The sequence below is a fragment of the Telluribacter roseus genome (genome assembly GCF_017355915.2).
In the GTDB taxonomy this organism is placed as follows: Bacteria; Bacteroidota; Bacteroidia; order Cytophagales; family Spirosomataceae; genus Telluribacter.
In genome coordinates, this window is record NZ_JAFEUV020000007.1 from 20,470 (window position 1) to 47,030 (window position 26,561).

15 protein-coding genes and 1 pseudogene are annotated in these 26,561 nt (G+C 45.4%); 8 read left to right on the plus strand and 8 right to left on the minus strand.

The features are described from left to right. Positions 1-1,358 precede the first annotated feature (1,358 nt). Together JTN23_RS14295 and JTN23_RS14300 are read right to left on the minus strand one after the other, a co-directional pair. Entirely contained in the window at positions 1,359-1,991 is a 633-nt protein-coding gene (locus JTN23_RS14295) for a response regulator transcription factor (RefSeq protein ID WP_247235532.1), read from the minus strand. Next, entirely contained in the window at positions 1,975-3,843 is a 1,869-nt protein-coding gene (locus JTN23_RS14300; RefSeq protein ID WP_247235533.1) for a sensor histidine kinase, read from the minus strand. The genes JTN23_RS14295 and JTN23_RS14300 overlap by 17 nt, the downstream gene beginning before the upstream one ends. Positions 3,844-3,990: 147 nt before the next feature. Between JTN23_RS14300 and JTN23_RS14305 the strand changes: the two genes are divergently transcribed. The 5 genes from JTN23_RS14305 to JTN23_RS14320 all read left to right on the plus strand — a co-directional run bounded on the left by JTN23_RS14305 (position 3,991) and on the right by JTN23_RS14320 (position 17,042). Then, a complete protein-coding gene (locus tag JTN23_RS14305; protein WP_247235534.1) occupies positions 3,991-4,449 on the plus strand; it encodes a hypothetical protein in 459 nt (152 codons plus the stop codon). A 1,683-nt stretch (positions 4,450-6,132) separates the two neighbouring features. Continuing rightward, positions 6,133-8,226, plus strand: a complete 2,094-nt coding sequence (locus tag JTN23_RS14310) for a PKD domain-containing protein (RefSeq protein WP_247235535.1) — start codon at positions 6,133-6,135, stop codon at positions 8,224-8,226. 816 nt (positions 8,227-9,042) lie between these two features. Next, positions 9,043-9,441: an NHL domain-containing protein gene (locus JTN23_RS26025; protein WP_409049451.1), complete on the plus strand. Its 399-nt coding sequence runs from the start codon at positions 9,043-9,045 to the stop codon at positions 9,439-9,441. A 210-nt stretch (positions 9,442-9,651) separates the two neighbouring features. Next, on the plus strand, positions 9,652-16,044 hold the full coding sequence (locus JTN23_RS14315) for a leucine-rich repeat domain-containing protein (protein ID WP_247235536.1): 6,393 nt from the start codon (positions 9,652-9,654) through the stop codon (positions 16,042-16,044). A 317-nt stretch (positions 16,045-16,361) separates the two neighbouring features. Further along, positions 16,362-17,042 (plus strand): class I SAM-dependent methyltransferase, encoded by a 681-nt coding sequence (locus JTN23_RS14320; protein ID WP_247235537.1) that lies wholly within the window; start codon positions 16,362-16,364, stop codon positions 17,040-17,042. A gap of 122 nt (positions 17,043-17,164) precedes the next feature. Here JTN23_RS14320 and JTN23_RS14325 read toward each other — a convergent pair whose 3' ends face one another. The 5 genes and pseudogenes from JTN23_RS14325 to JTN23_RS14340 all read right to left on the minus strand — a co-directional run bounded on the left by JTN23_RS14325 (position 17,165) and on the right by JTN23_RS14340 (position 20,277). Further along, a complete protein-coding gene (locus JTN23_RS14325) occupies positions 17,165-17,410 on the minus strand; it encodes a hypothetical protein (RefSeq protein ID WP_247235538.1) in 246 nt (81 codons plus the stop codon). A 17-nt stretch (positions 17,411-17,427) separates the two neighbouring features. Then, positions 17,428-17,571, minus strand: a pseudogene (locus JTN23_RS26030) (acetylxylan esterase); the annotation flags it as partial. A 123-nt stretch (positions 17,572-17,694) separates the two neighbouring features. Beyond that, a complete protein-coding gene (locus tag JTN23_RS14330) occupies positions 17,695-18,345 on the minus strand; it encodes a hypothetical protein (RefSeq protein WP_247235539.1) in 651 nt (216 codons plus the stop codon). A gap of 639 nt (positions 18,346-18,984) precedes the next feature. After that, entirely contained in the window at positions 18,985-19,836 is an 852-nt protein-coding gene (locus JTN23_RS14335; protein WP_247235540.1) for a DUF5712 family protein, read from the minus strand. Positions 19,837-19,842: 6 nt separating this feature from the next. Then, on the minus strand, positions 19,843-20,277 hold the full coding sequence (locus tag JTN23_RS14340; protein WP_247235541.1) for a BfmA/BtgA family mobilization protein: 435 nt from the start codon (positions 20,275-20,277) through the stop codon (positions 19,843-19,845). A 765-nt stretch (positions 20,278-21,042) separates the two neighbouring features. Between JTN23_RS14340 and JTN23_RS14345 the strand changes: the two genes are divergently transcribed. From JTN23_RS14345 to JTN23_RS14355, 3 genes are all read left to right on the plus strand, one after another. Beyond that, complete coding sequence (locus tag JTN23_RS14345; protein ID WP_247235542.1) at positions 21,043-21,879, plus strand: alpha/beta fold hydrolase; 837 nt, start codon at positions 21,043-21,045, stop codon at positions 21,877-21,879. A 528-nt stretch (positions 21,880-22,407) separates the two neighbouring features. Beyond that, positions 22,408-23,325 (plus strand): CPBP family intramembrane glutamic endopeptidase, encoded by a 918-nt coding sequence (locus JTN23_RS14350; RefSeq protein WP_247235543.1) that lies wholly within the window; start codon positions 22,408-22,410, stop codon positions 23,323-23,325. Between the two features lie 236 nt (positions 23,326-23,561). Continuing rightward, entirely contained in the window at positions 23,562-24,431 is an 870-nt protein-coding gene (locus tag JTN23_RS14355; protein WP_247235544.1) for a 3-keto-disaccharide hydrolase, read from the plus strand. Between the two features lie 659 nt (positions 24,432-25,090). Here the strand turns inward: JTN23_RS14355 and JTN23_RS14360 are convergent. Then, a complete protein-coding gene (locus JTN23_RS14360) occupies positions 25,091-26,542 on the minus strand; it encodes a sulfatase family protein (protein WP_247235545.1) in 1,452 nt (483 codons plus the stop codon). Between the last annotated feature and the right edge of the window lie 19 nt (positions 26,543-26,561).

A 26,561-nucleotide genomic window follows, 5' to 3' on the forward strand; every position in this document is an offset into this window, starting at 1 on the left:
CGCATTGAACCGAGAAGTTCAAGTGAATAATATTTTGATCCAGAGGAGGATCAAAATATTATTCAATCAAGTAGACATAGTTGAAAAACCCTTCGCGACCATTTGGTCAAATGAGACAGAGGTTGCAGGCATTGCTCCAGCGAATGATTATGGTGCTCCGTCTAAGAACACGGGTATAACAGTGGGCTCAATGTTAGCCCACGATCCCGGTAGTGGTAAATACTATGGTGGGTATAAGTTTGTTAGAAAAGCATTTGTAGCGACATAATAAAGCGTAATCCTTAGCAGAAGCTATTGTACTACAAAGCGAAATAAATGCAATCACCACCCATTTTACCACTACCAGTAAATTTCTCCTCTTGAGCTAACAAGGGCTGATTTACTCCGGTGAAAGAAATGAAAATCAAAACGTGGATCAGCCTTATATTCAACCTTTTTTGTATTTTTAACGCAATGTGTTGTTCGAGTAGTGGAAACTTGAATTTCGGTTTCATCATGGAAATGTAATAATGGTTTTTTGAATGAATTTAATTAACCCCTTATGAAGCTGACTCTTAGTAGTACATGAGCGTATCGGCTTTACTCCCCACCTCGTCTACATGACCCGTCGCTCGCAAGGTCCGACCACTTATCCAATACTTCCGCCGCTGCCGATTATCATAGGTTACAACGAAACTCTCTTCCCGACAATTCTCATCTACTGTATCCAACTCTAGTTTTTTGACCGTAATGGTGTCACTACGGTGCGTTTCACGGTTGACTGCGGCGCTATACATAACTGGCTCTAGAGCTATCGTCAGCGTTTGTGGCTCCGGGAATTGCGATTGGGTTCCGGGGGTGACTCCACAAGTACTAGTTGCCAGGATCCCCTAGACTCATCAAATAAAAAAACTCACTTATTTGATGAGCAGGGATCGCAGGCCCTGTGGGTGAGGCTAGTACCCGTAACGATTAGTAATAAAGAAAGGCGTCGGAGTTGTTTTATCATGGAAGGTTTGAATCAGGCTACAAAGGACCTTCTAGTGGCAGCTCCATATATGGCAGACAAAGTACCCGGAGAAACAAGACAAGGAGCGATGTGCAAATAACCTGGCTATATAGCCCTAGAGTCAATACTGCATTTACAGTAATTTAGTAAAATGGTGGTAATTAAGGGTTAATCAAGATCTTGCTTTGGTGCTCAAACCGCCAAGGATTTCCATCAAAAGAATACTCCGAAAGCTAGGACGATGTATGAGCGGAATACGCATAATACAGAGTCTATTCGGGAGATGTTCCAGATCAAGAGCCTGCTTACTCTCTACAAAATTTTAGATTATGACGGTGCTGATGTTAAGGATTTTGAAATGAAAGTAAATTTATAAACCATACTCATTGGCAAAATCTATTAATTCAGACACGTGGTTGATTGAAAGTTTACGGTAAATGTTTTTACGATGAGAACGAATAGTTTCGAAGCTGACATACAACGTATTTGCAATCTGTTGACTAGATAAGCCTCTACGAATCATGCCAATGATCTTTATCTCAGTAGGTGTAAGCTTAAATTTTTTGATGAAAAAATCATCTTCATGGGCATTAGATGGATGCGTCTCTGGATATACTAGGTGACCATTCATCACTTTATGTATAGTATCGATTATAGTGTCTGCACGTTCATTCTTCAAAAGATAGCCTGCAATTCCTAAGGCGTAGCATTCCTTTATAAACTTGCGATAAGCATACATCGTAAGCATGATTACTCGCACGGAAGGACTATGCTTTATAATAAGTCGAGCACAGTCAATACCATTTAGCTTAGGAAGATTAATGTCTAGTAGTACTATATGTGGAGAAAATCTTTGAACAGCAGGTAGTACATCCTCTCCTCGATATACCTGACTTATTACCTCTAGTGAAGAATCCTTTAAAGTAAGCTGCAAGGCCAGCCCATCGTTGAACATTACATGATCATCGGCTATCAGCACTCTTATTCTAGAAGGAATCTCCATCGGGCATCATGTAATTATAGGGTATATTGAAGTAAATGGTTGTTCCTTTCGTTCCTGTATCTACTATTAATTCACCACCCATATCCTTAATATGTGAATTTATACTTTTTAACCCTATTCCCTCACTACGTAGCTGATAATTTCCAGGAAACCCCTTCCCATTATCTTCTACTGTTACATTTAGTACATCCTCGTGATAAACCAGCTGTATGACCGCTTCACTAGCTAAGCTGTGTTTGGTGACATTTGTAGTCAATTCTTGTATTATTCTATAAAGATTAAGCTCCATAGTAGGATCCAAAGCACGATATATACCAGCTTGAATAAATAAAAATGATATGCCCGATACCTCCTCCATACGTCTAGTGAGTTCGCCTACAGCATCAACTAAGCCTAAATCCTTTAGATCTGCCGGCATCAGATTATGAGAAACAAGCCGAACATCCGTAATAATTTTATCTAACCATGTAGATGCTTCCCCATGATTATCTAACATTCCCCGCAAAGCAACTAATGAAGTGCCTATATCATTATGTAAGTCTGATGCCAACCTTCGCCTTTCAACTTCCTGGGCTTCAAGAACTCGATTTGCTGCTTCTACTCTGGCCTTAGCAAGGTTGAGTTGCAAAGCAATATTCTGCTGCTGGAATTGGTTATAACGAATAGTCATTCCGAAAGAAAGTATCACTTGCTCTAACAAAACGCTAAATATAATCCAGCCATTATTAAAATTTCCTGTTGTTAATAAACCGAAACGACAGAACATAGATAATAATACACCTATCACCACGCTTCCTTTAGCAACAGCAAACAGTATAGCTACCTTATTTCTTTTTCTTATTTGCTCTATGGTAGCTCCAACAAATATTAATAATTGAATAAGTAGTAGAACTTCCCAACATCTTAACCCGTATATGATAATATAAGAAGGGAGAGGAAAATCAGCAAGCAAGGCAATTAGTAAGGCAGCACATGCACAGGCGATCGTTAACCAGCCAATTCCTGTTACAAATGAGATATAGTGGCTATTTTCTTTGCTAATCCCATAAGCTTTTCTGTATAGGAATATTGTTAATCCACCCCAAAAGCCGGATGCTATAGTTGAGATGATAGAGCTCCTATAAGTTAGATTAGGCCAAAGATATTGAAAGTCGTATCCTAATACAGTACATATTAGAAATCCGACACTTGCAACTTCAGCCATAAAAAGTAGATGAACTGAGTCACGAAGAGAAAGCCATAAAAAGAAATTAAATATTATAATAATACAGAGTATACCTAAAATGTACATGAATGCACCAAAAGCATACTTCGTATTTTTATAGAAGCGATCTGGAGAAGTCAAGCCTATGTATCCCCCTACATATTCATATCTCTTATCTATTAAAACAAGTATCTCTGTTTCTTCAAAAGGCTGTAATTTGATAGGAATCGCGAAGTAGTTAACAGATAGTGGACGGCTTACAAAGGGTCTTGCATCACCAGTGAGAGCTAGTGTATCAATCAGTTTAGCACTTTTTCTGAATACCTCAAAATAATGTAAATCGGGCGAATCAAAAGTAAAGACAACCGTTCTTTCTGAAGCATTATTCTTTAGTCTTAGATATAACCAACAACTTTTGGGCTCATAACCCCGACCTAAATAAGTGTTTGTAATTATTTGTGCTTTGTGCTTATAAACCTGTTCAAATACTTCTTCTGGCTTTAGATACTTAGCAGTTGTATATACATAGGCCTTTCCTCTAACAGACCAATTTTCCTGATCATTTAAATGAATAGTGTGTAGCTCTTGTGAGAGAGCTGAATATACTACTGCTAGTGAGCTTATTAGGAACAACCAAATCGACTTCATATTTCAGCTTTTAAACAAAAGTACTAACCTATTCACTTTGTAAAATCCCCCATTTGGGGGATATATCCAGCAGAAACTACCATTTAGCTTTGTAGTGAAGGCAGAAAATCTGCTGTAACGTCATGGTCTAACTAACCAGTATCAACTATGAATAAGTCAATAAAAACTGTGGGTATATTATGCCTGATAACCCCTACTATTTTTGCCTTTTACTCAAGCAGTACAGGCTCCAAAAAGGCATCAGGCCGCTTAATTTTTCATGAAGGCAACAAATGTTCGCAAGAAGTAAAAATGTATGTAAATACACAAGATGGTTTAACATTCAAACAAGGCGGTTCAGGATTTGTAAATGATGAAGCAAGATCTTTAACACTAGAAAATGTTGAACAAGGGACACTGATTTATATCTATGATAGTCCGGAAGGGTCAAAAGATGACGATTGGTGCACAATCAAAGCTAAGAAGAACATAACTAGACGATGTATTGATAGCTTCCAGCATAACATTAAAGATGATGAAGTTGAATTAGTATTCTATGGAAACAACAATTCTCCAAATGCATTAGATGGTAAAGTAAGTAGAATTGAGGTTATTAAATTTTTTTAATTTAGAAGTAGCGTTAGAACTCATCATTCCTAACGCTATTTCCAAAGTATATATAATCACTTTTAGGATATAACTTTCTTGTATCAGTACAATAGCAAGAAGGATTTACCTACTAAAAAATTATTTTTTTTACTATACTTTCCACACATTTACCCCCTAATCAAAATTATGGAACATTGTTATTATCCAATTCCGCTGGTTTAACCGACCACTTTCTTAACTTTTGTTCTGCTACTAGCTAAGCTACACAGCTAATAGTGTTGATCTGCTTCGCCCTCAACCATGCTATATTTAATTCAGCTGCATTCCTGTAATCTTAGAATGGTTGCTAAGGGATATTCATATGTGCTCGTGCAGGCATAAGACGTCTATGCCCTACTATCTAAATTATTAATTCAACCTCATACTATGCTTTCAGATGTACGTTTTTCAAGCTCAAAGCTCAGGCTTTTGATGATAATACTGTTTTACATTATTTCATGGCGTTGTATAGCACAAACCCCAGTTCTTCTAAAGGATCTTTATCCTGGTTTACAAATGGGTGGTACCTTCAATGGCCATGGCGCTAAACCATCAACTCCTCAATGGGCAGTTGTTATCAATGGGAAACTCTATTTCAGAGGGGACAACAGAATAAATTCAGATGAGCCATGGGTCACTGATGGCACCCCAAATGGGACAGTTATGCTTGCAAATATAAATAGGTATACCTATGAGGTTTGTACTGATCAATATGGTTGTGAAATACATGATAGTGGCTCTTCACCTGATCTTTTTACTGATGTAAATGGTGTTCCTTTTTACACTGCCTATGACCCAAACACCGGCGTTGGGATATATAAAGGATCTACCTTTATCAAGAGTCTTCCTACTGTATATATTGGCTATGAAGCAGAAAACATAAACGGTACCCTATTCTTTACTCTACATAACACACAAAGTCCACAGGATCCTTCTCAACCATATGAATTATGGAAGAGCAATGGAAGTGCTGGCGGAACAGTAAAAGTAAAAAGCTTTAAGTGGATCAACTATCTAATAAATGGAAATGGTACAGCTTTCTTTCTAGCTGATGATGGCATTAGCGGCGCTGAACTCTGGAAAAGTGATGGTACTCAGGCTGGCACTCGTCTCGTAAAAGATATCGAACCTGGATTCAGTGGGAATACCATTTATGGAGACAATTATGTTACAATTGGCGGTATATTATACTTTGCAAAAGGTGGGTCTATGGGTGGTATATGGAGGAGTGACGGCACAGAAGCAGGAACCTATAGATTGAAGGATACAAATCCTGGCTTTGATAATTTTGTTGACTGGTTAACCAATGTTAATGGTAAACTATATTTCCGTGCCTTCGAAGGTAGCATGAGTGGAGGAGTTCAATACGGTCTCTGGTGTAGCGATGGCACTGAGGCTGGCACTATACGTATAAAAGACATTCTAGGCTTCCATCCTTCTACAAGCGTTAATAATACCCTTTATTTTTTTTCTAATACAGAACTTTGGCGTAGTGATGGCACTTCTAATGGTACATACTTTGTAAAAGATGTAAATATAGGAGACAATGCAGACCGAGTTGTGGAGGCAGTCAGCTTCAAGAGTTTTCTTTACTTTATGACCCATTCAGATGATGGGAGCAATGAACTATGGAAAAGTGACGGAACAGAGGCCGGCACTGTTATGCTTAAAAGATTTGTAGAAGGACATGCACATAGATTTCTATTATTTCCCTTAAAAGATAAACTCCTGGTTGTAGCTGGGGATGGTAATACAGGTTCGGAACTATGGGTGGTAGAAGATAATTCGCCTTCAACTACTCAGCAGGTGGTAAGCTTCACGCTGATGAATGCGGATAACGAGCAGCCCATACGTGATATAGCCCCTAATGATGTATTAGATCTGGCTAGCCTGCCCACCCGCAACCTGAACATCCGGGCCAACACCAACCCTTCACGCGTAGGCAGCGTCAAGTTCATTATGAGTGGTAAGCTCAGCCGCACACAGACGGAGACGGGCTTCCCCTACGCCTTGTTCGGAGACAATGGAGGCAACTACAACGCCTGGACACCTGCTGTGGGCAGTTACAGTCTGACGTGTACACCCTATACAGGCTCCGGAGCAACGGGTACGGCAGGTGCACCTCTGACTGTTAGTTTCACCGTAGTAGAGCAGGCTACTCCTACTAATCAGGCTCCTACGGCTAACGCGGGCAATGACCAGACTATCACCTTACCTACCAACAGCGTTACCCTTACCGGTTCAGCCCATGATCCGGATGGTAGCATCAGCAGTTATGGCTGGACCCAGCAGAGCGGACCTGGTACGGCTGCATTGGCTAACGCCAACACCGCTACACTGACTGCTAGTAATCTGGTGGCGGGTACTTATGTCTTTCGCCTGACGGTGAGCGACAACCAGGGGGCCACTGCCTATGATGAAGCTTCTGTTATTGTCTATCCGGCTCCTTCAACTACCCAGCAGGTGGTAAGCTTTACGCTGATGAATGCGGATACGGAGCAGCCCATACGAGATATAGCCCCCAATGATGTATTAGATCTGGCTACGCTGCCCACCCGCAACCTGAACATCCGGGCCAACACCAACCCTTCACGCGTAGGCAGCGTCAAGTTCATTATGAGTGGTAAGCTCAGCCGCACACAGACGGAGACGGGCTTCCCCTACGCCTTGTTCGGAGACAATGGAGGCAACTACAACGCCTGGACACCTGCTGTGGGCAGTTACAGTCTGACGTGTACACCCTATACCGGCTCCGGAGCAACGGGTACGGCAGGTACGGCTCTGACTGTTAGCTTTACCGTTGTAGAGCAGACTGCTCCTACTAACCAGCCGCCCACAGTCAATGCAGGAGAAGATAAGACCATCACGTTGCCTACCAACAGCGTTACGTTTACCGGTTCAGGTAGTGATCCGGATGGTAGCATTAGCTCCCATGCCTGGACCCAGCAGAGTGGTCCTAATACAGCTACACTGGTCAATGCTAACGGCGCTACCCTGACTGCTAGCGGACTGGTGGCGGGTACCTACGTCTTCCGCCTGACGGTGACGGATAATCAGGGAGCTACTGCCTATGATGAAGCTTCTGTTATTGTCAATCCGGCTCCTTCTACTACTCAGCAGGTAGTAAGCTTCACGCTGATGAATGCGGATACGGAGCAGCCCATACGAGATATAGCCCCCAATGATGTACTGGATCTGGCTAGCCTGCCTACACGTAACCTGAACATCCGGGCCAACACCAACCCTTCACGCGTAGGCAGCGTCAAGTTCATTATGAGTGGTAAGCTCAGCCGCACGCAGACGGAGACGGGCTTCCCCTATGCCTTGTTCGGAGATAACGGAGGCAACTACAACGCCTGGACACCTGCTGTGGGTAGTTACAGCCTGACGTGTACACCCTATACAGGCTCTGGAGCAACGGGTACGGCAGGAACTGCTCTGACGGTTAGCTTTACCGTAGTGGACAATTCCATGGCTCGTCTGGCGGAGGAAGAAAAGGTAGAAAGGGGAGACATACAGGTGCAGTACTTTCCTAATCCGTTTGTTGACTCATTTACGATACAGGTGGGGGATAAAGGGCAGGGTAAGCTACCTGTTGCAGTCTTCGATATTCTAGGCCGCCCAGTACTCCAGCTGGAAGATGTACAGCACGAGCAGAGCATCAGCCTGGGCCGGGAAGCAAAGCCCGGAATGTACTTCCTGCAGGTCGGCACAGGACATAAAGCCAAACACTACAAGTTGATCAAAGTACAGTAGAAAGTAATTTACAGAAAATTAGATTTTACAGGAAGAGCCTGCTGGTGTAGCAGGCTCTTTTTGTGATCCTCTATTTGGCGGGTTTAAGCTCTTTGTACTTCTTGTTGATACCACTTCCGATAAATCCCTTTTATAATCATCCATTATCATCATAAAGCATTATTACAATTGTAGCCTGTTACATCAGCTAAGTTATGTACTGAATGGGTTGTCTTCTGAGACGAGATAACGTTACTCTTGTAAGAAATCGACTACTTCAACAAGTATGAAAAGAAGCTATTCTCTAAGTAGATGACTCAGTGCCATGGCAGAAAAGGGGTGGCAATAACAAAAATGGTACCAAAGTTTAAAAATTGTTATATATTTTTAAAAATACCCTAAGTAGGGTATTGATATCCAGAGCTTTGATATCTAATTTTACATCCAGATTTAGATCTCCTTTTCACAGGATATTCCTATTTTCATTTCCTACTACGAGCCTGCCGGCTTGTCCTGGTAAGTAGAAGCGATGAGTGGAGTGTTAGGTACCAGAAAACAAGTAGTCTTTATAGATAAATTAAATCCACAACTCACCCCCTATCTTATGGTAAAATACTACATGTCTCTATTGCTGTTCTGATCCGTAACTAGTCTCCTGCCTTTTGACTACACTCCTGATATTTCTGACTGATATAGCTGGATCAGTACGCGCTATTTAGCCTAAGCAGGCAAATAATCAGTTAGCTCAGCTGCCTATGCCAAGGTGGTTCAGGATGTTCTATGTCCTTGATTAAATCATTGTGCTTATACTCCAACCTCTATCAACACAAATATTTTATGCATCAATCTATACTCCTTAATTATCCAAAACAATTGCTATGTCTACAGTCCATACTTTGGTGTTTTTCTATAAGCAGTAAAGCTCAAATTTTTAACACCATAGCTGGTGGAAGCATTGGAGACAGAGGAGCTTCTACTTCAGCCTACCTATATCAACTTTTGGGTGTAGCTCTGGACGCCGCTGGCAATCTCTATCTCGCAGATCAGAATAACCACCGCATCCGACAGGTCACCCAAGAAGGAACTATCAGTACCGTAGCCGGTAATGGTTCTGCTAAGCACTGGCAGCTGGAACCTTTACCCATTCTCATATATTTCGATATAGCTATCGCCCTTAAAAATAAGCACTTAGCCTTATCTACCTTACCCTCCCTGACTAAACTAAAAGTACGATAGAGCCTGCTGGAAAACCCGAATAACTAACAGCATTGAACTACCCTATTTGGGGTATTGTCGCGCTGATTTGGACCACTCTACTTTGGCATAAATCCTTACATTATTTAGCTCACTAAATTATTATTAGTTTCCTTTCCCACAATTACACCCTATTTTATGTCTAAACATTTATTCTCCCTTCTTATCAGGTACTGCCTGTGCTTGCTGTTCATGCTCACAAGTTTTTCCTTTAACACCAGCGCTCAGTACACCATCAACACCTACGCTGGTACTGGAACTAATGGCTTCAGCGGTGATGGAGAAGCTGCTACGGCAGCTATGATAAGTAACATTCAAGGAGTAGCCGTAGATGGAGCCGGTAACCTCTACCTTGCTGATCAAGGAAACAACCGCATTCGCAAAGTGAGTACCAGTGGCATCATCACCACTATAGCGGGTACTGGAACTTATAGCTACAGCGGTGATGGAGGACCTGCTACGGAAGCTACGATACGTGAGCCTCAGGGAATAGCGGTAGATGGAGCCGGTAACCTCTACTTTGCTGATGGTGGTACTCGCATCCGCAAGGTAAGTACCAGTGGCATCATCACCACGGTAGCCGGTAGTGAATTTAATGGCTGCAGCGTTGATGGGACATATTCTACGGAAGCTATGCTTAACCCTGTTGGAGTAACGGTAGATGGAGCCGGTAACCTCTACATTGCCAGTCATAGTTGTAGTCGCATCAGCAAAGTGAGTGCCGATGGCATCATCACCACAGTAGCGGGTAATGGAAATATAGGCTACAGCGGTGATGGGGGACCTGCTACGGAAGCTATGCTAAGTAACGTTCATGGAGTAACGGTAGATGGAGCCGGTAACCTCTACATTGTTGATGGCACTCGCATTCGCAAAGTAAGTACTAGTGGCATTATTACTACCATAGCGGGTAATGGAACTAATGGCTACAGCGGTGATGGAGGACCTGCTACTGAAGCTATGATAGGTTATGCTTATGGAATAGCAGTAGATGGAGCCGGTAACCTCTACATTTCTGATCAAGGTATTTATCGCATTCGCAAAGTGAGTACCAGTGGCATCATCACCACCATAGCGGGTACTGGAAATATAGGCTACAGCGGTGATGGGGGACCTGCTACGGAAGCTACGATAGGTCAGTCTGCTGGATTAGCGGTAGATGGAGCCGGTAACCTCTACCTTTCTGATGCTAGTAATCGGCGTATTCGCAAAATAACTCCGACTTTAGTGCCAACTATTACGTTAGCCACGCTTCCCGCCGTTTGCCAGGGAGCTACTTCCTTTCAGATCCCCTATACAGCAACTACTAATGATCCTAACCAGTATACTGTTACAGGGCTTGGGGTTAACGCCAATCAAACGGGTAGCCTTCCTGGTACTTCAGGTACGATCACGGTCAGCATTGATCCTGCAACCTTCACCGGCAGCTTCTCGCTGGTAGTTACTAACACTACTACCAATACTTCATCCACCCCCATTAGCGGTACGGTTACTATCCAGGCACCGCCAGTCATCACTACCCAGCCAGCGGCTAATTCGACGGTATGCCCGGGCGCCAGTGTCTCGGTGGGCGTAAGTGTAACCGGTACGGAACCATTCACCTACCAATGGTACAAAGACGGACAATCGTTAGGAGCAGTCCAAAGCAGCGCCACGCTCTCGCTAAACAATGTACAGGCCAGTGATACGGGTAGTTATAAGGTAGTAGTTACAGGTTGTAGCAGCGTAACAAGTACAGCCTTCATCCTGTCGGTGACCCCTGTCCATCCGGACTACGCTGCCCTGGTGGACCTCTACAACAGCACCAACGGTGCGGGCTGGACCAACAAAACCAACTGGCTCACCGGCTGTGACCCCTGTAGCGGGGGGTGGTATGGCATCACTTGTACCAATGGACGCGTGACTCAGTTAGACCTCAACAGTAATAGCTTGCAAGGGACCTTACCCAGCAGCCTAAGTGGTTTGACTGACCTGCAACTTCTTTATCTAAATAATAACGAGTTGAGCGGCAGCCTGCCTGAGAGCTGGAGCGACTTAACCAATCTGCAACACCTTATACTGGGGCACAACCAGGTGAGTGGGAGCCTGCCTGATAGTTGGAGCGTCCTGACCAACCTTAGGAGTATCCATTTATACGATAACGAGCTGAGTGGCAGCCTGCCTAATAGTTGGAGCGTCCTGACCAACCTGAGGAGTATTCATTTATCCAATAACGAGTTGAGCGGCAGCCTACCTGATAGCTGGAGCGCTTTAACTAATTTGAGAATTCTTGATATAAGTGGTAACCCGTTAAACGGCAGCCTACCTGATAGCTGGAGCGCTTTGACCAAATTGCATCAGCTTTTGCTGAGCTCCAGCCAGTTGAGCGGCAGCCTGCCTGAAAGTTGGAGTGCTTTGACTAACCTGCAAACGCTTTATCTGCAAAACAACCAGTTGAGTGGCATTTTGCCTGCGAGTTGGAGCAATTTAATTAACCTTCAATACATTCGCTTGGACAACAACCAGCTAACAGGCTGCTTACCAAAATCTTATAAGTCATTCTGTGGTAGGGAAGAGGTAAGTTTTACAGGCAATATAGGCCTGCCAGATGGTGGTGATTTCAACGCCTTCTGTAGCAACGGCACTGGCCAATGTCCTCCTTCTATAGCTGTTAGCTTGTCTGACAGCAGTTCGGCTGTCTGTACCAGCGGCACCGTTAGGGTGAGTGCTACTGTATCTGGAACGGTGAGTACCACCACCTATCAATGGTACAAAGATGGGCAGTCGTTAGGAGCAGTCCAAAGCAGCGCCACACTCTTGCTGACTAATGTGCAGGCCAGCGATGCAGGTAGCTACTCGGTGGTGATTACAGAGGGCAATAACAGCGTGACAAGTACCGCTTTCAGCCTTACAGTGCCCCCTTCTCATCCGGACTATGCTGTCCTGGTAGACCTCTACAACAGCACTAACGGCGCAGGCTGGACCAACAAGACCAATTGGCTTAACGGTTGTGATCCCTGTAGCGGAGGCTGGTATGGCGTTACTTGCACCAACGGACGCGTAACATCTATTAATCTGTCCAATAATGGCTTAAAAGGCAACTTGACCAGCAGCCTGAGTTCGTTGACTAACCTGAATTTTCTTGATTTACACAACAATCAGTTGAGCGGAAGCTTACCGGAAAGTTGGGGTACATTGACTAACCTGCAATATCTTTATCTGCACAACAACCAGTTGAGTGGCAGCCTGCCTGAGAGTTGGAGTGGCTTGACCAATCTGCGGTATCTTTATCTGCCAAACAACCAGTTGAGCGGCAGCCTACCTCAGAATTGGAGTGGCTTGACTAACCTGCAATATCTTGCTCTGTATTTCAATCAATTGAGCGGCAGCCTGCCTCAGAGTTGGAGTGCCTTGACAAATTTGCAAAGTCTTCAGCTATACAGCAATCAGTTGAGCGGCAGCTTGCCCGAGAGCTGGAGTGCCTTAACCAACCTGCAAGAGCTTTCTCTGCATACCAACCAGTTGAGTGGCAACTTACCTGAGAGTTGGAGCGCCTTGCCTAACCTGCAAGGGCTTTATCTGCAAAACAACCAATTGAGTGGCAATCTTCCTGAAAGTTGGAGTAACCTGACCAGCCTGCGACAGCTTAATTTAAGGAGCAACCAGTTAAGCGGTAGTCTATCAGCAAGTTGGGATGCGCTGACCAACCTGCGAATTCTTTTGCTAGATAATAATCAATTAAGTGGCAACCTACCGGCGAGTTGGAAAGCTCTGACGAACCTAGAAGTGCTTTATTTATATGGTAACCAATTGAGCGGCTGCTTTCCGGCTTCGTATTCTGTATTCTGCGGAAAGAACGTAATCTTTACTAGTAATGCAGGCTTGCCAGGTGGTGGTGATTTCAGCGCCTTCTGTAGCAACGGTACCGGCCAGTGTCTTGATCTATCCGTTAGCCTCTCCACCAACAGTTCGGCTGTCTGTATCGGCAGCACCGTTACGGTGAGTGCCAGTGCGACTGGAACGGCGGGTACACCCACTTACCAGTGGTACAAAGATGGGCAGTCATTAGGAGCAGCTCAAAGCAGCGCCATGCTATCGCTGACTAACGTGCAGGCCAGTGATGCAGGCAGCTATACGGTGGTGGTTACGGAGGGTAGCAATAGCGTTACAAGTACCGCTTTCAGCCTTACAGTGGACAAACAGCTCGTGGTCAGTATTAGCCCTAACCCAGCTGAGCTGAGCTGTACCAACCCATCTCTAACCCTGACGGCCACTGTAGTCAATGGCGCTTCCTACAGCTTCACTGGTCCGGGTGTTACAGTGTCAAGCCCTTCAAGCAATACGGCTACCATAAATAAGCCTGGTACCTATACGGTCACGGTGACTACCTTGATGGGCTGTAAGGCAGAGGGTGAGCTAACAGTCAAAGAAGCTATCACTACCACCTTCTACGCTGACGCAGACAAGGATGGTTTTGGTGACGCAGCTATTACGATACAGGCATGTACTGCCCCGGTGGGTTATGTCACACTGGCTGGCGACTGCAACGACAGTGATAACAAGATCTACCCGGGAGCGCCTGAATTGTCGGATGGAAAGGACAACGACTGTGATGGCCAAACCGATGAAGATACCCCTGTAACTTCCCAGCAGGTAGTAAGTTTCACGTTGATTAACGCCGATAACGAGCAGCCTATCCGGGAGCTGGTCCCTGATGATGTGCTGGATCTGTACAGCCTGCCTACACGTAACCTGAACATTAGGGCCAACACCAGTCCTTCTCCTGTGGGTAGTGTGAAGTTTGTGCTCAGCGGCAAGCAGAGCAGAATACAGACCGAGACAGGCTTCCCTTACGCGCTCTTCGGCGATGACAGTGGTAACTATCGCAACTGGACACCAGCAGCGGGCAGCTATAGCCTGATAGGTACTCCTTATACCGAAGGAAGTGCCAAAGGTACAGCCGGCACCCCCTTAACTATCAGCTTCACCGTTGTGGAGCAAGCAGCTCCGATAAATCAAGTGCCTACGGCTAACGCAGGAAATGATCAGACGATCACGCTGCCCACCAATAGTGTTATCCTGGCTGGTTCAGCCCATGATCCTGACGGAAGTATCACCTCTCACCAATGGAGCCAGCAGATCGGACCAGGCGCAGCCACCCTGGTTAATGCTAACACAGCAACGCTAACGGCGAATAATTTACTAGCAGGCACCTATGTCTTCCGTCTAACGGCGACAGATAATCAGGGAGCCACTAAGTTTGATGAAGCCACTGTAACGGTCAACCCTGCGCCTGCCCCCACTACTCAGCAGGTGGTAAGCTTTACGCTGATGAATGCGGATAATGAGCAGCCCATACGTGATATAGCCCCCAATGATGTACTGGATCTGAACAGCCTGCCCACGCGTAACCTGAACATCCGGACTAACACCAATCCTTCACGCGTAGGTAGCGTCAAGTTCGTCATGAGTGGTAAGCTCAGCCGTACACAGACGGAGACAGGCTTCCCCTATGCCTTGTTCGGAGACAATGGAGGCAACTACAACACCTGGACACCTGCTGTGGGCAGTTACAGTCTGACGTGTACGCCTTACACAGGATCCGGAGCAACGGGTACAGCTGGAACTCCATTGACTATTAGCTTTACCGTAGTAGAGCAGACTACTCCTACTAACCAGACGCCTACGGTTAATGCAGGAGCGGATAAGACCATCACGCTGCCTACCAACAGCGTTACCCTTACTGGCTCGGCCAGTGATCCGGATGGTAGCATCAGCAGTTATGGCTGGACCCAGCAGAGCGGACCAGGTACGGCCTCTTTGGTTAACGCCAGCACCCCTACATTGACAGCGAATAATCTGGTCGCCGGTACCTATGTCTTCCGCCTGACGGTCACCGACAACCAGGGAGCTACCGTATTCGATGAAGCTTCTGTCACGGTCAATCCCGCGCCTTCAACTACTCAACAGGTGGTAAGCTTCACGCTGATGAATGCGGATAATGAGCAACCCATCCGGGACATCAACCCTAATGAGGTCATAGATCTGGCCGCACTACCGACTCGTAATCTAAACATACGAGCTAACACCAGTCCTTCACCCGTAGGCAGCGTGAAGTTTGTCATGAGCGGCAAGCAGAGCCGGACCCAGACGGAGACAGGCTTCCCCTATGCCTTGTTCGGAGACAATGGAGGCAACTACAACACCTGGACACCCGCTTTGGGAAGTTACACCTTAAAGGCTACTCCTTATACTCAAGCAGGGGCCACGGGTACTGCCGGAACCACGCTAAGTATTAGCTTCACGGTAGTGGATCAGTCCATGGCTCGTCTGGCTGTGGAAGAAAAAGTGGAAACAGAAGCCTTACAGGTCCTGTACTTTCCTAATCCGTTCACTGAATCCTTCGCTCTTAAGGTACAGGGAAAAGGGCAGGGTAAGCTACCTGTTGCAGTCTTCGATATTCTAGGTCGCACAGTACTCCAGCTGGAAGATGTACAGCCCGAGCAGAGCATCAGCCTGGGCCGGGAAGCAAAGCCCGGAATGTACTTCCTGCAGGTCGGCACAGGACATAAAGCCAAACACTACAAGTTGATCAAAGTACAGTAGAAAGTAATTTACAGAAAATTAGATTTTACAGGAAGAGCCTGCTGGTGTAGCAGGCTCTTTTTGTGATCCTCTATTTGGCGGGTTTAAGCTCTTTGTACTTCTTGCTGGTACCACTTCCGATAAATCCATTTTATCCTTGCAACTCAATATGAAGGTATTTCACGAGCAGGATATACAAGCTGATCTATAAACTTTGTGCAAACCAAGGGTCGTTTCTTCATAAGAATACACGCAATTAGGCAATTAAAGTAAAGAAATAAGGGAAATACGCAACTTAACCTTATTTTTAACTTTCAACCACTTCAACCCATCAGGAAATGAATCGTCTGTATGTTTTACAAAGCCTTATCAGGCACAAAAAGCTTAAGAACTACCTCGAGATTGGCGTACTAAACGGGCATATTTTCTTCAAGATTCAAAGCCCTTTCAAAGTTGCTGTGGATCCCAAGTTCAAGTTTGATCGGTTGCGTAGAATTGGTAAAACTATTCTTAATCCTTACAATTTGACTAGCCAGTATTTTGAGGTGACAAGTGATGATTTCTTTGAGCAGCACGCTCAGCAGGTGTTCGCCAACAGATCTATCGATCTATGTCTCATAGACGGTATGCATGAGTACGGGCACGCCCTACGTGATGTTGAAAATACACTCAGGTACATGAGCGATAAAGGAGTGATTGTAATGCATGATTGTAACCCGGTCACACCCCAGGCGGCAAGACATTTCCGGGAGTGGAATGGCCAGGGTTTCTGGAACGGAGATGTCTGGAAAGCTATCCTGCACCTGCGTAGCTCACGTACGGATATCAATGTATTTGTACTGGATTGTGATTACGGCCTAGGCATCATCACCAAAGGTAATTGTGAAAATCCACAGAGAATGGCGTTGGAAGATATAAACAGCCTCAGTTACCAGGATCTTTCCGAAAATCGGGAGCAGTGGCTAAACCTTAAGCCTCAGGAATATTTCTACGAATACTTTAAGGTGCCCCGGCAGTAGCGTATCAAAAACTATATAATTAAATATATAGGTTTGTAAGGAAGGCTATAGAGTGCCTTGTCCTGCTTTTAGTTGTCATTTTATAGTGAGAATCTAACAATCCATTTAAGACTTAGACCAGTCTACTTCTTCCGGTAGTGAGAGTTAGCAAATTCAATAAAATTAGCCCAATCGTACTTTGTAAGGTCATGAATTCCTTCCCGGTTGTGGTATCCCATAGGGGGAGCGTTAACAGGCGTATTTATGGCAGGAGGACTACCGGGCAGGGCTGAGTCCAACCCAAATAAGCTATACACTGGTTCCGCTTCTTTCAGTGCCAGAAAAGTACCCGTCGGATCGGCCCACAAGTCTTTGGATGCATTGGTCACATATACCGGACGGGGAGCTACCCGTTGATCAGCATATGCTGATCAACGGGTAAGGCGTTCTCGTTGTTATTATACTTCTTATAGTTTGTAGTAAACCAGTGGGGAAAAAAGGTATTGATCCGTTTGACGCTCTCGCCAAAGTTACGGCGTGATAGGGAAGCTCCCGTATTTCCTGAGCAGTTAGAGGCACAGAGGGCAAACCGCTGGTCCTGTGCCGCAGCCTACAGCGAAACTTTACCCCCGCGGGAATGCCCTACTACGGCTACCTTTTTGGCATCTATATCTTAATCCTTCTCAAAATATTCCATTACACGGCTGGCTCCCCAGGCCCAAGCGCCGATGGCTTTCATCCCATTTTCTGCTCCGATCTGCTCCGGGTATAACTGCAGTACTCCATTCTGGTAGGTGTTCTTATTATCAGGTGCCAGATCACTATTATAAAATGCAGCTACCGCGTAGCCTGCATCTATGACTAACTCGGCTGGCCAGAATTCTCTTAGGGTATCGCGGGTAGGGGCCGTGTTACGCCTACTGCGGTTGTTGACCAGCAGAAACGCTGGCACCGGCCCCTTCGCATTAGTAGGTACAAACAAGACCACATTAATCCTGACGGGCTTGCTGTTATTATACACGGTCAGCTCTACTTCTTTCAGGTGGTCTTTGCCATTCATGGCCTGTTTGTTCTCGTTTTTGATGGTGTACTCCAGACGGTCGTACTTTTTAGGAAACTGCCCATATACATGCTCCTCAAAAAGGCGGAGTATTTCGGGTCTTCTGGCTTGTTCCCACTCTCTCTTTGTGGTAATCTTCTTTCCACTCGCGGTGGTAAGGACGTCGGGCAGCGTGTACTTACCTACTTTGGATTCATCGTAGTTTTGGGCGTGCAAAAACGGTATAAAAAGGAAGGTGGCTAGAAGCAGGATAATTGGTTTCATACAGTTAGTTTTAAGCATTTAGAGGCTCTCAGGCTGAGCTATTTTATAATGTTCTTAGTCCATTGCAGTACGGAGTTTCTTATATCATGGGAGAATCGGTTATAGTCATCAGGAGTTAGAAGCTGTATGTTAGATTCTGCCTTATAAAGCTGATAGACTTTTATTGTCTCCAGTACGCCCTTCTGAACATCCGGAAGCGTAGCCGCTCTGTCTCTTTGCGGGGCTACTATGAGAAGGGGCCGGGGAGCAAAGAAGAGCTTTGCCTATTTCCTAAACTCCTACATTGAGCTTTTACAGAAAAAGAAAAATGAAGTAGCCTCTGAGCTTGCTATTCATAAAACCAAGCTAAGTCAGTTACTCTTTGATCATCGTGACCCCTCGGAAGAAATATTTATTCGTTAAGAACTTCACTCAAACAGGTTTATACCTGCTCACTACTGGTTTCGCCTTTCTATGAAAAAGCAGGAGCATGTCCTTATGACCAACAGCTCATTGAGGAACCGGGAGAGTGCACATGTAAAAGCAGGTATAGATCTAGCGTTAAAGCTAACCAGGAAAGGAAGGGCATATAGCCCCCCCTTTCCCTAAACCAAGAGCTAGGAAGTTTAGCAGCCTTTCAAAAGAATGACAGGATAACAATCAACGTTGTCTCCGCCGTTTTACTTCCTGAACCTGCCTGATGAGGACCTGCTTCTGTTCTTGGCCCTTCTGCTGCTCTATTTGCTCTTGAGCCTGCTGCAGGCGTTCCTGCTCCTTTTTCTGAGTCTCTGCCCGCAGGATCTCCAACCGCTGTGCTACGCGCTCCTGCTGCGTGCCATGCTGCTGAACACGGCTGTACTCAAAGCGCTCGGTCAGCGGCCGCTCGTAGTGGAACTGCCGGTCAAACTGCTCTTCGCTCATCCGGATGAAGGCACTTCGGTCAAAGCCTCCTTTGACAGCTCCCTTCTCCGTAGCCCGATGATTGGTGGCCGGGCTCAGCTTCAAGGGGTGCTTCCGCTGGAGCTGCCCAGACTGCTGCTGAACCTTAAAGCCCTGTAGATTCTCCGTCCGGCTTACGATCACGTGTACGTGCGTCTGCGCCCCGGGCTTTTTCTTTCCCTTTTGTTCTTCTCCCAGCTGCACCGCCCGGTCCTGTCTGGTATGACTGCGTTCCCTTTCGATCTTGCCGAACCACACCAGATCCTTTCCCGCTATGCCCTTACCAAAGTTGTGGGCATAGTGGTTCATAACCTGCCGGACATACTCCCTGAGCCTGACCGGATCCTCTCCTATGTGCTTTAGCTCTGATTGGCTGGGACTGATGATCACCTGGTAAAACTTCTCCTCCTGCCGTCCCAGATTCCGCTTGTTCTGGTCAATGGCCGGCGTCACCACAAGGGCAGGTAGCCCCTGCTGCTCCTGGCTGAACCACTGCCCCCTCTCCTGCTTCTCCAGATAGTTGACCAGTCCTTCGCAACTGCCCGCACTTCCCCCGCTTATCTTGACTACCATGCGGGCCTAGTTCTTTTTCGGTGCGTTGGGATCAACAGGTGGCACCGGTGGCTTCGGCGGGCCGGCTAAGCCCGCCTTGAAGCGGTCGCTCAGCAGGTCAGGCCGGATCGAATTGCCAATAGCGCGCAGGTGGGCCTGCCCGATCTTCCGGGGCAGGTCTTCCTGCATCAGCGTGATCAGCACCTTGACATCATCCGACAGCGGGCGCAGGATCTTCTTTTCCTGCTCGCGGATAAAGCCGATCAGCCGCTTGTCGAGGGCTTTGATGGCATCGGTTGGATTGACAGTCTGGGGATCACGTGGATCGGCCTGGGTTACTTTGAAATACCGGATCATGGCACCAAACAGGTCTTTGTTGGTCATACCGTAGGATTTAGCCAGCCGCTTGAATTCTTCGTACAGCTCAGGATCCACATCTACACTTTTCAGCGATCTACTCATAATACGTACGGAAACAAAAACGGAAATTGAGCCCTCTATATCAGCCAGTTAGCAGCTATATACGGACACCTTCCATTTTATTGAATTGTTGATAGTAAATTAAGTTGTTGATAAACAGCCACTTTCAGCCCCGCAGGGCGAGCCACAGAACAGTCTGGCCGCAGGAAATACTGTTCCGGCTCCTTCTTACGAATTCAGAGAAAAACGGACAGTCGCTAAGAGACGATAAAAGATGAAGCAAGGAGATCAAATTCAGCCTTAATCTCTCTGCGCCCCTATTAACTCCCTCAGTGCCAGGGCTGAAAACCTGGGGGTAAAGATACAAAGGAAAGCAATGTGAAGGTTGTTAAAAAATAAGTTTATCTACCTAGCAACCAGGGTGTTAGAAACGTGTTAGTTTGTGTTACCTGCTTGTTAGCAACGTGTTATTTTGTGTTGCCGGCGTGTTACTGATGTGTTGCTTTGTGTTGCTTTGTGTTACTGACGTAATACTTTGTGTTACTGTCGTGTTACTTTGTGTTAACAACGTGTTAGTCTACCAGGTAAGGAGCTGGACCTGCTACCTTTGAGTGGACTGTGAGTTAAGTAAGAAATAAAAAACTTATCACTATGTCCAGGGAGAGAACCGGGCGGAAATCTACCGGTTCATAACCACTAATAGCTCAGATTTCCGGCGGCCACCGCGCGGTTGAACATAACTTATAGTTTAATATTTAGGCATTCTGCGCATTGCATACGGGTCTTAGGCCTATATTGAAGCTTTATATGAATGTAACGCTTGTTCTTCCCGTGAACCCTTTCAAACACTTACTTTTGGCTGTCCTTGTACTTGTGGCTCTGAATGCGAAGGCACAGCTGCTGGATACACTAATTGATGCCGGGCCCTACAAACTTCATTTTAAAATCCTAAAAGGGAGGAATCCACCCATACTCTTTGAATCAGGCGGTGGGATGGATGCCTCTCAATGGGATTCAATCGCCACAACCGTGCACCGGCAGCTCCAAGCAACAGTGATAACGTATGATCGCGCTGGTTTTGGTAAAAGCAGTCTTGACACAACAAACTACAATATCTTGCAAGAAGTAAAGAGCTTAGAAGCAGCCCTTGAATATCTTGGCTATCATGATGCTAACTTTCTCGTGGTTGGGCACTCGCTAGGTGGCTTTTACAATCGCGTTTTCGCAGCGCGGCATTCAAAACAAGTTAAAGGAATTATTTTTCTGGATCCACGGATACCATCAGATGAGGATAGAAAATTTGCCAGAAATTATTTTCAGACTCTTAGACGTAAAGATTTTGAACCTGGCTATATGAGCTTGTACTACCTGCTTGCAAATATGGAGCAGATGAGTGATTATGTGAGACAGGTACCGCTCCCCCCCAGCATTCCCATATTGAATATTATGGCAGAGGCTGGACCTTTTACAGAAGCAAATGAGAATGAACGATTTAAAACAGAGCAGCGCAACCTGGTTAAAGCACACAGAAATCGAACGTTACTTGTAGCCAAAGGCAGTTCACACAATATTCCTTATGATAAGCCAGGTTTAGTTATTGAGCAAATAATAGATTTTTATGGGAGATACCTCATGAAGAATTGAGCTATTTAATTACGTACGCTACTGAAATAGCCTAACGCTTATTTCTTAATTATTCCGTTTTAGCAAACATTATAATACCAGGAAGTACCAAGGCATTGGCCGCAGAACGTACAAAAGCCGGGCTGCAGTCGGCACGAGCGAGGGCCGGAACGGTGGCCGCCCCGGGGCGTAAACCCCAAATACCAAAAGATAGCTCCCGCCGTAAAGAACCTTTACGAATCTGGCCAGGGGTCGATAACGCAGGCATGATAGGAAACCCGGATTTTAAAGAGGGTTCCGAAATCATGAAAAGATCGGCTTCACCTTCCAGATCATACTCAACACCAACAGCGACCCTCGCGCTGAGGGGACTGTATATACGCATGCTGTGCAGAACCTGCTCCTTATAGATAAGTGCTTAGGGTTGTAAAGCATGCAATGTATGCGACCAGATTTGTCAGTCCGAGCAGCGTAGTAGACAGGTAAGGTGCTAGTTCTTGACTCTTCCCGGACTGACATAAGATTACAAATTAATTTACCCATGAATAAATGGAAAAGTTGAGGTCTGTTCTGCTCTTTTGGGGTTGTGTACTTATTGGTATATCAGTTGGATCCGCCTTGAATTGGCTGCTCATTTTTGGGCCAGGGGACACTAATGGGACCGATCCAATCCCTACTGTTATTCAACAGGTCACTCAGTTTCCTAATGGGTGGTACCTTCTCATCCTTTCACAAGACATTGGCCATTTGTTTAGCTACCTTATCCCTGCTTTATTTTTCTGGTACTACTTTGAGAACAGTCAATGGAATGATTTCAACCGAAAACCTTTACGTGCTGTTTCTGCCCTTTGGATTGGTCTGTTGGGTGTTATTGCTATTTTCCCCTTCAATGAATTAATAATTGATTGGAACCAGCGCCTGGAGCTACCGGAACTACTAGGGCCGGTTGAAGATTGGATGCGTTACAAGGAACAGCAGAATGAGTTACTAACCAATCAGTTAATCAGATTTGATTCTGCCGATCAGTTTATAATTGCTTTGGCTGTCATTGGATTTATTGCTTCACTTGGTGAAGAGGTATTCTTTCGTGGCATTGTACAGCGGAAGTTAGTCGAGTGGATGCGAAATGCTCACGCCGGCATCTGGTTAGCAGCCGTTCTGTTTAGTGCCATGCACTTTCAGTTCTTTGGTTTTTTCCCAAGACTCGTGTTAGGAGTAGTATTTGGCTATCTATACCTCTGGTCAGGTAATATTTGGGTGCCCACTATGGCTCATTTTCTTAATAACGGATTGATAGTAGCCATCATCTACCTTCAACAACAGCCAATGTATGCAGGTATTGAACTTACTGTTGATATCAAGTCTTGGCTTTGGGTATTTATCTCGGGCTTCGGGTCAATTTCCTTGTTATTAATCTTCTATAAAGCAAATCTGAAAAGCCTGAACAAAGGGTTACTGGGCCAATAGTGCTCATCTGTGAGTAACGGCCTGGTTTACAATACTTGCTCTCATCTTACAATGACTCTGCCGAATATCATGCGATTACACCACTCAGCATCGGTGTTGAATGTACTCTTTCACTGGCCTATGAAGCATTCGTGCTAAGGATATCCGATTATACAAAGACATGATAGATTTTTACAATTAATAGCTGATTCCTACCCTTTAGTTTTGGGCTATTATAACCTGTGTAATTTTTTATTATGAAACAGATCTGTTTGTATTCTGCGATTATAGTTTCCTTTTTCATGCTTTCATCCATGCGTGAGTCAGATGAATGGGTAGTATTACTTGACAAAGACCTGACTCAATGGGAACGGTACTTAAGTTACCGTCATAGTACAAAATATAATGGAAGTGTACCTAAGGACGATTTAGGTAATCCTATTGAGCCCATTGGCTATAATAAAGATGAAAGCCGTGTATTCTCAATAGTTAATGAGCCGTCAGGTCCTGTACTACGAGTAAGTGGCGAGGTATACGGGTGTCTGTTTACGCGTCAATCTTACGAAAACTATCATCTAAAACTTCAGGTAAAATGGGGCAAGGACAAGTATACACCCCGTAAAGATAAACTGCGTGATTCGGGTATTCTCTATCATTCCATTGGCGAAGCAGGTAAGGAATATTGGCGGTCATGGATGCTTTCTCAAGAATTCCAGATAATGGAAGGACACATGGGTGATTTCTGGTGTCAAGCCAATTCTTCCATTGACATACGTGCTTTTCAGTCAGAAGGTACCATGAATTGCGTGGCTGATGAAAAACAGCCCTTCAGACAATTTAAAAGCGGAAGTGATTTTTATTGTCAGCGCTCAGCGAACTATGAAAGCCCTGCCGGAGACTGGACTACCCTAGAACTTATCTGTTTTGAAGGTAAGAGTATCCATATCGTCAACGGACATGTAGTCATGATCCTAAAAAACTCTCGTTATATACAGCCAGATGGGAAAGAGGTACCCATGACTAGTGGAAAGATCCAATTGCAAAGCGAGGCAGCCGAGGTGTTTTACCGCGATATCCGTATCAAAAAGCTGAACGCTTTGCCAGAGGAATATGCGCAACTGTTCTGACAGTCACAAGATAATGCTACTGTTGATTCGCAGGGAAAAGCGGACAATTTGAGGGACCGCCTTGCAGTTGAAAGTCTCTGTTGAAACTATTACTTCTAAAAAGAAAGCACTATCAGAAATACGTTCAGGGGTATCCTGAGTCTGTACTAACTAATCTATCAACCAACTAAGGGCTGTTTTATTTCAGGCTAACACACAAACATGGATTAGTTACAAATAGTAGAAAGGCCATAGTGACAGAATAAAAGTAGTCGGCAGTGAATATTCACTGCCGACCGACATACTAAAGTTTCTTCAAGAACGAAACAGTGTAATGAGTACTGCTTTTGTAGTAGCCCCCAAAAAACCTGGAACTGGATTCTACTAATTAAACCCCTCGAATTAGTAGGTGTCGGGGCATATAATAAGTTTACGAGCTACTCCCTCATTGTATGGAGCCCTTCCGCTCCCTCACCTGCAAATTCCAGGAACCTACTGAACCACCTTGCCCCTGATCTTATCATTTCCCGCATAATCACTGTGTTAGGTGTACTAAATACATCAAGCCACTCGAATAGCAGTTGGCTGTAATAGAAAACAGGTAGCAAGGTATACACCTTACTACCTGTTATTGAACTATCAGTTATGCTTTGACTACTAAGCCTGACGCTTAGTATCCATTAATTAGCCTGTGTGATGCGTTTTTCAAGATTACTTTTCACCGGTGCCACTCCTGCTTTATGCTTTTCAACCATGTCAACGATTTCCTTGATGATCTGCGGATTTTTATCGGCTACATTGTAGCGCTCGGATGGATCATGCTGAAGGTTGAATAGCTGGTATTTCTCCAGTTTTTCCAGCTTTTGGGGATAACCCTTTGGATCATTGCTGTAAAAGTAGAGTTTGTAATCGCCTTTACGCGCTGCAAAAATAGATGTGCTATGATAGAAGATCATTTCGTTGCGGGGGTTTCCGCCCTTGCCATGCAGCAGAGTGGTCAGGTCATAGCCGTCGTATACGCGGTCGGTTGGCAATGTAGCACCCGCTAGTTTGCTGATGGTTGGAAGCAGGTCCAGGGTACTGCCCATGTTGGAAACCACAGCCGGCTTGATCTTGCCCGGTGCCCAGAAAACGGCAGGTACCCGTACCCCCCCTTCATAGCTGGTACCTTTGCTACCGTAGAGCAGGCCAGCCGAACCGGCGTGCTCGTTGAATATAGCCCAGGGCCCGTTGTCAGACGTAAATACTACATACGTGTTCTTATCCAGTCCTTCTTTCCGTAGTGTATTCAGGATCTCACCTACGCTCCAGTCAATCTCTTCGATTACATCACCATATAAGCCACGTTCGCTTTTACCTTTGAACTCCTTGGAAACAAAGAGCGGTACGTGAGGAAGCGAGTGCGCTACGTACAGAAAGAAAGGCTTATTCTTATTATCCCTGATGTACTTTACAGCTTCCTGGGTATAGCGTTTGGTGATGGTATTCTGATCAGCGGGTTTTTCTATGACTTCGGTGTTCCGCATCAGAGGGACCTGGAAGTACTCAATCTTAGGGTCGGCAAAGGAAGCTTTATAGTCTACCGAATTCACCCGGTCCATATCATTACTATACGGGATACCGTAGTAGGTATCAAAGCCGTGGCTGGTCGGCAGGTACTGAGGGAGGTGTCCCAGGTGCCACTTTCCGATAGCAGCGGTATTGTATCCTTTTTCTTTCAAAACACGGGCAATCGTTTTTTCACTTTGTGGGAGACCGCCATCCGAGTCCGGGAAAAGTACCCGCCGGGTATCGCTGGTCATGCCACTACGTATGGGGAGTCGGCCCGTGAGCAGACCCGCCCGGGATGGGGTGCAGACGTTTTCGGCTACATAAAAGCTGGTCCACTTCTGCCCTTCTGCCGCCATGCGGTCAATATTAGGTGTTTTGAGGGTAGGATGTCCATAGCACCCCAGGTCACCATACCCCTGATCATCCGTAAAGATGATGATGAAGTTAGGCTTGTCAGTGGCCTTTTGTGCTTCTGCCGGACCTACACTGGCAATAGCGGCTACCATCAGAGTAACTGGCAATAAGCTTCGTATTCGCCGGAAGGCCACCCGTAAAATGCTTTTTTCTTTATTGTGCATCATTGTCATTAAGGTTTAAATA